This is a genomic window from Bartonella capreoli, from assembly GCF_902813205.1.
GTDB classification, from domain to species: domain Bacteria; phylum Pseudomonadota; class Alphaproteobacteria; order Rhizobiales; family Rhizobiaceae; genus Bartonella; species Bartonella schoenbuchensis.
Map to the genome: position 1 here is coordinate 1 of NZ_CADDZX010000297.1, position 414 is coordinate 414.

1 pseudogene is annotated in these 414 nt (G+C 30.9%); it reads right to left on the minus strand.

Annotated elements, in window-relative coordinates:
• Positions 1-180, minus strand: a pseudogene (locus J7R05_RS08510) (magnesium transporter); the annotation flags it as partial.
• Positions 181-414: the final 234 nt, after the last annotated feature.

The following is a 414-nucleotide window of genomic DNA, read 5'->3' on the forward strand; positions in this document are numbered from 1 at the left end:
TTTATCAAAGAGTTCAATAACATAATCAAGAGGTAGAAGGCTAAGAATAGCTACACGCTCCATGATATCGAGATCATTTATGATATCAATTGAGTCCGCAAAATGATAATTTTTTAATTCTTCGGCAAGAGCTTCAGGAGAAGAATTTTTGAAGTCGAAGGTCGTGCTGATTTCAGTCATGATAAAGTACCTTCCGAAGGATTGGGAAATTGCGAATTTAGGTATATGAATAAGGCAGAACAAAAGTTATAGAAGATTTAAAAAAAGCTCCCAATTATTAATATTTAAACTAAAGTCAAGGATAGATTGCAGGTTATAAACAATTTCATGAATCAGGTACGTAGGGATTTTTATTTTTGTTTATCTCCTTATGATAAAAAACATCTTTTATTTCTTCTACTAAAATACATGTCT